This window comes from Cupriavidus sp. SZY C1, from assembly GCF_032190535.1.
GTDB lineage: Bacteria > Pseudomonadota > Gammaproteobacteria > Burkholderiales > Burkholderiaceae > Cupriavidus > Cupriavidus pauculus_C.
Genome location: NZ_JAUANU010000010.1, coordinates 208,896 through 216,391 on the forward strand (window position 1 = coordinate 208,896; position 7,496 = coordinate 216,391).

The 7,496-nt window shown below is 71.0% G+C and carries 6 protein-coding genes; all 6 read left to right on the forward strand.

Annotation, left to right across the window (positions count from 1 at the left end; all coding sequences use genetic code 11):
* Positions 1 to 325: 325 nt before the first annotated feature.
* Genes fliF through QTN24_RS17135 form a run of 6 tightly spaced genes read left to right on the forward strand, consistent with a single transcriptional unit; the run spans position 326 to position 7,293 of the window.
* Entirely contained in the window at positions 326 to 2,011 is a 1,686-nt protein-coding gene (fliF, locus tag QTN24_RS17110) for a flagellar basal-body MS-ring/collar protein FliF (RefSeq protein ID WP_313838512.1), read from the forward strand.
* Positions 1,998 to 3,011, forward strand: coding sequence for a flagellar motor switch protein FliG (gene fliG / locus QTN24_RS17115; RefSeq protein WP_124686114.1), 1,014 nt, complete (start codon positions 1,998 to 2,000; stop codon positions 3,009 to 3,011). The genes fliF and fliG overlap by 14 nt, the downstream gene beginning before the upstream one ends.
* Positions 2,998 to 3,918 carry a flagellar assembly protein FliH gene (fliH, locus tag QTN24_RS17120; RefSeq protein ID WP_313838515.1) on the forward strand — a complete coding sequence of 307 codons (921 nt, stop codon included), beginning with the start codon at positions 2,998 to 3,000 and terminating at the stop codon, positions 3,916 to 3,918. Before fliG ends, fliH begins: the two co-directional genes overlap by 14 nt.
* On the forward strand, positions 3,911 to 5,362 hold the full coding sequence (gene fliI, locus QTN24_RS17125; protein ID WP_124686112.1) for a flagellar protein export ATPase FliI: 1,452 nt from the start codon (positions 3,911 to 3,913) through the stop codon (positions 5,360 to 5,362). Before fliH ends, fliI begins: the two co-directional genes overlap by 8 nt.
* Positions 5,355 to 5,807 carry a flagellar export protein FliJ gene (fliJ, locus tag QTN24_RS17130; protein ID WP_313838516.1) on the forward strand — a complete coding sequence of 151 codons (453 nt, stop codon included), beginning with the start codon at positions 5,355 to 5,357 and terminating at the stop codon, positions 5,805 to 5,807. The genes fliI and fliJ overlap by 8 nt, the downstream gene beginning before the upstream one ends.
* 16 nt (positions 5,808 to 5,823) lie before the next feature.
* Positions 5,824 to 7,293 carry a flagellar hook-length control protein FliK gene (locus tag QTN24_RS17135; RefSeq protein ID WP_313838517.1) on the forward strand — a complete coding sequence of 490 codons (1,470 nt, stop codon included), beginning with the start codon at positions 5,824 to 5,826 and terminating at the stop codon, positions 7,291 to 7,293.
* Positions 7,294 to 7,496 lie beyond the last annotated feature (203 nt).

Below are 7,496 nucleotides of genomic sequence, written 5' to 3' on the forward strand. Positions count from 1 at the left end.
ACGTGCCGAAAACGTCACGTCGGTCCCTGTTTCAGCCCTCGCACTGTACTGGCGGCCCGCCTCCTCCCAAAGGCTGAAATCGGCGGGAAAACATGGCCTATTCAGCCGATTGTCCATCAGCCGTCTGACCGATCATCGCTACCGTGCCGGATCTGGCGGTTCGCCGCGTTTTTGCCTTACCGCCCACGGCCAGGGAACATCAACTATCGCGGGGAGTGCGCGTGTTTTGTCTGCAGCGTAATGTGAGCCGTGCCGGAATGATTAACGGCAGCGAAGGCCAGAGTGGTAAGGGCAGGGTATGCCCGGCCAAGCCGGAGATGCGCGCATGAACGCGGCCGCCACCCTGCCGAACGGCGCGGCCCTGGTCGAAAAACTCAAGGGCAACCCGCGCCTTCCGCTGATGCTGGGCGGCGCGGCGCTGGTTGCCGCCATCGCCGTGGGCGTGATGTGGTCGCGCCAGCCCGACTACAAGGTCCTGTACACGAACCTGTCCGAACGCGACGGCGGCGCGGTGATCCAGTCGCTGCAGCAGATGAACGTCCCGTACAAGTTCGCCGAAGGCGGCGGTGCGGTGATGGTGCCGGCCGACAAGGTGGCCGAGACGCGCCTGCGCCTGGCCAGCCAGGGCCTCCCCAAGAGCGGCACCACGGGCATGGAACTGATGGACAACCAGAAGTTCGGCATCAGCCAGTTTGCCGAGCAGGTGAACTACCAGCGCGGCCTGGAAGGCGAGCTGGCCCGTTCGATCGAATCCATCGGCGCCGTGCAGTCGGCCCGCGTGCACCTGGCCATCCCCAAGCCCACGCTGTTCGTGCGCGAGCGCCAGAAGCCCACCGCGTCGGTGGTGCTGCAGCTCTACCCGGGCCGCGCCGTCGATGAAGGCCAGGTGGCCGCCATCACGCACCTGGTGTCGTCCAGCGTGCCGGAACTGACGCCCAAGTCCATTTCCATCGTCGACCAGCACGGCAACCTGCTCTCGGGCAGCAACGACCGCTCGATGGACGCCACCCAGCTCAAGTTCGTGCAGCAGGTGGAACAGGCGTACGTGAAGCGCGTGGAATCGATCCTGCTGCCGATCCTGGGCAAGGACAACGTCCACGCCCAGGTCACGGCCGACATCGATTTCTCGTCGGTCGAGCACACCGACGAAAGCTTCAAGCCGAACCAGGACCCGACCAAGGCTGCCATCCGCAGCCAGCAGACCAGCGAATCGAACCAGCAGGGCGGCTCGGCCGTCGGCGGCGTGCCCGGCGCGCTGTCGAACCAGCCGCCAGCCGCCGCCGTGGCCCCGGTGACCACGCCGCAGCCGCCGCGCCAGCCCGGCCAGCCGAATCCGCCGGCCCAGGCGCAGGCCAACCAGGCCACGCAGACGGCCGAGAAGACCGGCCCGAGCAGCAACCGCCGCGACGCCACCACCAACTACGAGCTGGACCGCACCGTGCGCCACGTGCAGCAGGCCCCGGGCGGCGTCAAGCGCCTGTCGGTGGCGGTGGTCGTGAACTACCGCAGCAAGGTGGACGCCAAGGGCAAGCCGGTCACCGAGGCGCTGAGCGCCAAGGAACTGGCCCAGATCGAGAACCTGACCAAGGAAGCGATGGGCTTTTCCGCCGAGCGCGGCGATTCGCTGAACGTGGTCAACAGCCCGTTCACGGCCGAGAACAACAAGGAACCGGAACTGCCGCTCTGGAAGCAGCCGCAGATGATCGACCTGGCCAAGACCGGCGTTGGCTACCTGCTGCTGGCCCTGCTGGCGATGTTCCTGTGGTTCAAGGTGGCGCGTCCGGTGCTGCGCAAGTACACCGCGCCGCCGCTGCCGCCCACGATCGACACCGCGGACGCCGCCGCAGCGGACGCCGCGCTGCCGCCGCCGGAAGAGGAAACCAATCCGGAAGTGCTGCGCCTGGCGGCCAAATACGAAAGCGATCTCGCCCTGGTGCGCGACGCCGCGCAACGCGACCCGCGCCTGGTCGCCAGCGTAATCAAGACCTGGATGGCAAATGACGAAGGCTAACAAGGGAGCGCCCGAGAAGGGCCTGCAGAAGAGCGCCATCCTGATGATGGCGGTGGGCGAGGATTCGGCCGCCGAGGTCTTCAAGCATCTGTCGCCGCGCGAAGTGCAGCAGCTGGGCTCGGCCATGGCCAACCTGTCGGCCGTGACCCGCGAGGAAATGGCCGAGGTGCTGGCCGAGTTCCGCGGCGAGACCGAGCAGTACCTGGCGCTGAACGTGGACTCCAGCTCGTTCATCAAGAGCGTGCTGAACAAGGCGCTGGGCGAGGAACGCGCGCTGTCCGTGATCGAGGACATCCTGGAAGCCCGCGACCCGGGCGGCGGCATCGACTCGCTGAACTGGATGGAAGCCACGTCGGTGGCCGAGCTGATCAAGGACGAGCACCCGCAGATCATCGCCACGATCCTGATCCACCTGGACCGCCAGAAGTCGTCCGAGGTGCTGGGCTTCTTCACCGAGCGCCTGCGCAACGACGTGGTGCTGCGTATTGCCACGTTCGGCGGCGTGCAGCCGGGCGCGCTGCAGGAACTGACCGACGTGCTGACCAAGCTGCTGGCGGGCCAGAGCCTGAAGCGCAGCCGCATGGGCGGCGTACGCACGGCGGCCGAGATCATCAACCTGATGAGCACGGCCCACGAGGAAGCGGTCATCGACGGCGTGCGCACGCACGACGCCGACCTGGCACAGAAGATCATCGACGAGATGTTCCTGTTCGAGAACCTGCTGGAAGTGGACGACCGCGGCATCCAGCGCGTGCTCAAGGAAATCGCCACCGAATCGCTCATCGTCGCGCTCAAGGGCGCGCCGCAGGAGCTGCGCGACAAGTTCATCCGCAACATGTCGACCCGGGCCGGCGAGATGCTGCGCGAGGACCTGGACGCGCTGGGTCCGGTGCGCGTGTCGCAGGTGGAGGCCGAGCAGAAGGCCATCCTGCAGGTGGTGAGACGCCTGGCCGAGGCCGGCGAAATCCAGATTGGCGGAGGCGACGATGCCTACGTTTGAACGCGGCTTTGCCGCAGGCCGCGGCCCGGGCCGCGGCGACCCGGGGTTCTTCGGCGCGCCTGCGGCGCCCGGCAGCGGCCAGGGCGGCCGCACGCCGGACCGGTCCGACATGCGCGACATGCACGACATGCGCGACGCGGGCGGCACGCCGCAGGCGCCGCGCGGCCTCGGCAACCTTCACCGCAGCGACGAAGGCTTCCAGGGCTTCGAGCCGCCCGGGCGCCGCCACACCGGCGGCGACGCCTGGAAGCGCTGGCAGCCCGAATCGCTCGACCCGCGCGACGCCCTGAAGAAGGTGCTGGCCGCGCAGTTGCCGGTGGAGCCCCCGCCCCCGCCGCCGATCGACTTCGCCGCGCTCGACGCCATGCGCGACGGCGCCCGCAAGGAAGGCTACGCCCAGGGCTACACGCAGGGGCAGACGCAGGGCTACGGCGACGGCCACCGCGAAGGCTACGCGCGCGGCCTCGAATCGGCCCGCAGCGAAGCGGCCCGGCTGCAGGAGCTGGCCGGCAACTTCCGCGACGCGCTGGGCCGCGTCGATACCGAGATTGCCGATGCGCTGATCTCGCTGGCGCTGGACGTGGCGCGCCAGCTGGTGCGCAAGACGATGGAAATCGACCCCGCCGCGCTGGTGCCCGCCGCGCGCGAACTGATCAACGCCGAGCCACCGCTGTCTGGCGCGCCGTGCCTGCTGCTCAATCCCGACGATGTCGCGCTGGTGGAAACCCACCTGCAGGGCGAACTCCAGGCCGCCGGCTGGACGCTGCGCGCCGACCCCGCCGTGGCACGTGGCGGCTGCATCGCCAGCGCGGCCAGCGGCGAACTGGACGGCACGCTGGCCACGCGCTGGGAGCGCGTGATCAAGGCGCTGGGCCGCAACGACCCGTGGGAGCCGCCCCATGCATGACACCCCGGCCGCCGCCCCCGCCCCCGACGCCGCCGCCGCGCACACCGGCCGCTGGCGCGACGCGCTGGCGTCCGCGTCGTCGAGCATCGCCGAGATCGACAGCAAGCGCACCTGTGGCCGCCTGACGCGCGCCGCCGGTCTGGTGCTGGAAGCCGTGGGCCTGCGCATGCCCGTGGGCAGCGACTGCCTGATCGAACTGCCGGCGGGCCAGCATTCGCATGGCGGGCCGCGCACGGCCGAGGCCGAAGTGGTGGGCTTTGGCGCCGACCGCCTCTACCTGATGCCGCAATCCGACGTGGCCGGCCTGGTGCCGGGCGCGCGCGTCTATCCGCTGGAACCGTCGCCGCTGCCCAAGGGCGTGAGCGCGCCGCGCGAGCCGGGCTCCAAGCGGCTGCCCGTGGGCGACGGCCTGCTGGGCCGCGTGCTCGACGCCGCCGGCCGTCCGCTCGATGGCCTGGGCCCGATCACGGCCGCCAGCGAGGTGCCGCTGTCGGGCGCCCAGATCAACCCGCTGATGCGCGCGCCGATCGAAACGGTGCTGGACACCGGCGTGCGCGCCATCAACGGCATGCTGACCGTGGGCCGCGGCCAGCGCATGGGCCTGTTCGCGGGCTCGGGTGTGGGCAAGTCGGTGCTGCTGGGCATGATGGCGCGCTACACGAACGCCGACGTGATCGTCGTCGGCCTGATCGGCGAGCGCGGCCGCGAAGTGAAGGAATTCATCGAGAACATCCTGGGCGAGGAAGGCCGCAAGCGGTCAGTGGTGGTGGCGGCGCCGGCCGACTGCTCGCCGCTGTTGCGCATGCAGGGCGCGGCCTACGCCACGCGGCTGGCCGAGTACTTCCGCGACAAGGGCCAGCACGTGCTGCTGATCATGGATTCGCTGACCCGCTACGCGATGGCCCAGCGCGAGATTGCGCTGGCCATCGGCGAGCCGCCCGCCACCAAGGGCTACCCGCCGTCGGTGTTCGCCAAGCTGCCGACGCTGGTGGAACGCACCGGCAACGGCCCCGAGGGCGGCGGATCGATCACCGCGTTCTACACGGTGCTGACCGAGGGCGACGACCAGCAGGACCCGATCGCCGACTCGGCCCGCGCCATCCTGGACGGCCATATCGTGCTGTCCCGCAGCCTGGCCGAGGCCGGCCACTACCCGGCCATTGACGTGGAAGCGTCGATCAGCCGCGCCATGACCGCGCTGATCGAGCCGCCGCAGTTTGCCTCCGTGCGGCGGTTCAAGCAGTTGATGTCGCGCTACCAGCGCAATCGCGACCTGATCAGCGTCGGCGCCTACGTGCCCGGCAACGACCCGGAGCTGGACCTCGCGATCCGCCTGCATCCGCGCATGGAGGCATTCCTGCAGCAGGACATCCACGAGCGCGCCGACTACGAGGCGTCGATTGCCCAGCTGCACGCGACCATCGGAGCAACCCACCATGGCTAAGACTTCGCCGCTGAACACGCTGGCCGACATCGCCCAGGACAACACGGACAAGGCCGCGCGCGAGCTGGGCCGCCTGCAGGGGCTGCGCACGCAGGCCGAGCAGCAACTGCACGCGCTGACCGAGTACCGCCACGAGTACCGCGCGCGCATGCAGGCGATTGCCGCCGAGGGCATGACGTCCAGCCGCTGGCAGGATTTCTCGCGCTTCCTGGATTCGCTGGACCACGCCATCCGCCAGCAGACGGCAACGCTGGCCAAGGCCGAGGCCGACCTGCTGGCCGGCCGCACCCACTGGCAGCAGCAGAAGCGCCGCCAGAACTCGTTCGACACGCTGATCACGCGCGCCGAGACGCGCGAGCAGCAGGTAGCCACGCGCCGCGAACAGCGCGCCAACGACGAATACGCCGCCCGCATCGCCCGCCAGCCGGCAAGCGGCCACAACTGACCTGCCCCATACCACCATGATCGATATCAGCCAGTTGGCCGGCAACGCCGCCGCAGCCCTGAACAGCCTGAAGTCGCCGGACGCCGGCGGCAAGGGCGCCGATGCCAACCTGTTCAAGGACACGCTGACGCGCGCGCGCCAGGACGGCCAGCCGGCCGCCCAGCAGGCCAAGGTGCCCGCCAGGGACAGCAAGCCCGATGCCGGGCAGAACACCCAGAAGCCCCAGCCCGAGCAGGCCGGCACGAACAACGCGCTGCCGAAGCAGGACGACGCCAAGGTGGCGAAGAAGGATGGCGCGGCCGATACGGCGGACGCTGCCGACCCCGAGACGGCCGACAAGGACGACACGGCCACGGCCAGCGCCGACGCCGCCGCCGTGGCCGCCGCACTGGCCGCCGCCGCGCTGCTGGCCCCGCTGCCCAATCCGCAGCAGGCCCAGCCCACCGGCGCCGGCGCCGATGGCACCGCGCTGACCGGCCTGCCGGGACTGCCCGGCCAGCCTGCCGCCACGGCACCCGCCACCGCAGCCAACGCCGCGCCGGCCGCCGCACCGGACGCCGCCGCGCTGCAGGCGCAGGTGGACGCCAACGTGCCGGCCGGCATCGTCACGGAAGCCCCCAAGGGCAGCGTGCCGAACGCGGGCGACACGCTGGCGCTGATCGCCCAGCAACGCGCCGCGCTGCAGAACGCCTCGCCAACCACGGCCGACAAGCTGGCCGCGGCCACCACCGCCGCACCCGCTCAAGGCGCGCCGCAGCACGCAGGCGGCCAGGGCGCCGGCCAGCAGCAGGGCAACCTCGGCCAGTCGAACCAGCCGGCGCCGACCATCGCGGACAACACGCAGGCTGCTCCGTCAAGCCAGCCGTCCGCCACGCCGTTCGCCGCCGCGCAGGCCGCCGCCCGCACCGGCGAGGCCGCCGACACGGGCGCCACCAACAGCAGCAGCGCCGCCACGCTGGCATCCGCCCTGGCGGCGGCCCAGGCCCCGAACCACGCCGGCCATGCCAGCGCCGCCGCCGCAGCAGCCCGCCCGGTCATCGCGCCGAACGTCGGCGACAGCCAGTGGTCGCAGGCGCTGGGCCAGCAGATGGTGCGCCTGTCGACGCAAGGCAACCAGACCGCCGAGCTGGACCTGAACCCGCCCAACCTGGGCCCGCTGAAGGTGGTGCTGAACGTGGTCAACGACCAGGCCCAGGCCCAGTTCGTATCGCCCCACCAGGCCGTGCGCGCCGCCGTGGAAGCGGCGCTGCCCCAACTGCGCACGTCGATGGCCGAAGCCGGCATCCAGCTCGGCCAGACCTCGGTGGGCGCCGACGGCTTTGCCCAGGCCAACTCGGGCGGCCAGCAACAGCAGCCGCAACGCCAGGCCAGCGGCAGCAGCTTTGGCCAGACCACGGGCTTCGGCAACGAACCAGCCACCCCGGTCGCCGCCACCCCCCGCACCCCGCGCCCGCTGGCACGGGGCGAGGTGGATACGTTCGCTTGAGTCGGTACATGGCGACGTAACGCAACGTCGCCGGTTTGCTCCCCTCTCCCGCCATGCGGGAGAGGGGTTGGGGGTGAGGGCCAGCGGTCCAAACCGCGACACCCGCATCTTGGCATCTTGCGCGGCCGGGGGGGGGGCCCCCCCCCCCCCCCCCCCCCCCCCCCGCGGGGGGGGGCGCCCCCCCCCCCCCCCCCCCCCCCCCC

Bases quoted from the DNA above. Each gene is read 5' to 3' on its own strand.
- fliF (WP_313838512.1), top strand. From the start codon at position 326: ATGAACGCGGCCGCCACCCTGCCGAACGGCGCGGCCCTGGTCGAAAAA.
- fliG (WP_124686114.1), top strand. From the start codon at position 1,998: ATGACGAAGGCTAACAAGGGAGCGCCCGAGAAGGGCCTGCAGAAGAGC.
- fliH (WP_313838515.1), top strand. From the start codon at position 2,998: ATGCCTACGTTTGAACGCGGCTTTGCCGCAGGCCGCGGCCCGGGCCGC.
- fliI (WP_124686112.1), top strand. From the start codon at position 3,911: ATGCATGACACCCCGGCCGCCGCCCCCGCCCCCGACGCCGCCGCCGCG.
- fliJ (WP_313838516.1), top strand. From the start codon at position 5,355: ATGGCTAAGACTTCGCCGCTGAACACGCTGGCCGACATCGCCCAGGAC.
- QTN24_RS17135 (WP_313838517.1), top strand. From the start codon at position 5,824: ATGATCGATATCAGCCAGTTGGCCGGCAACGCCGCCGCAGCCCTGAAC.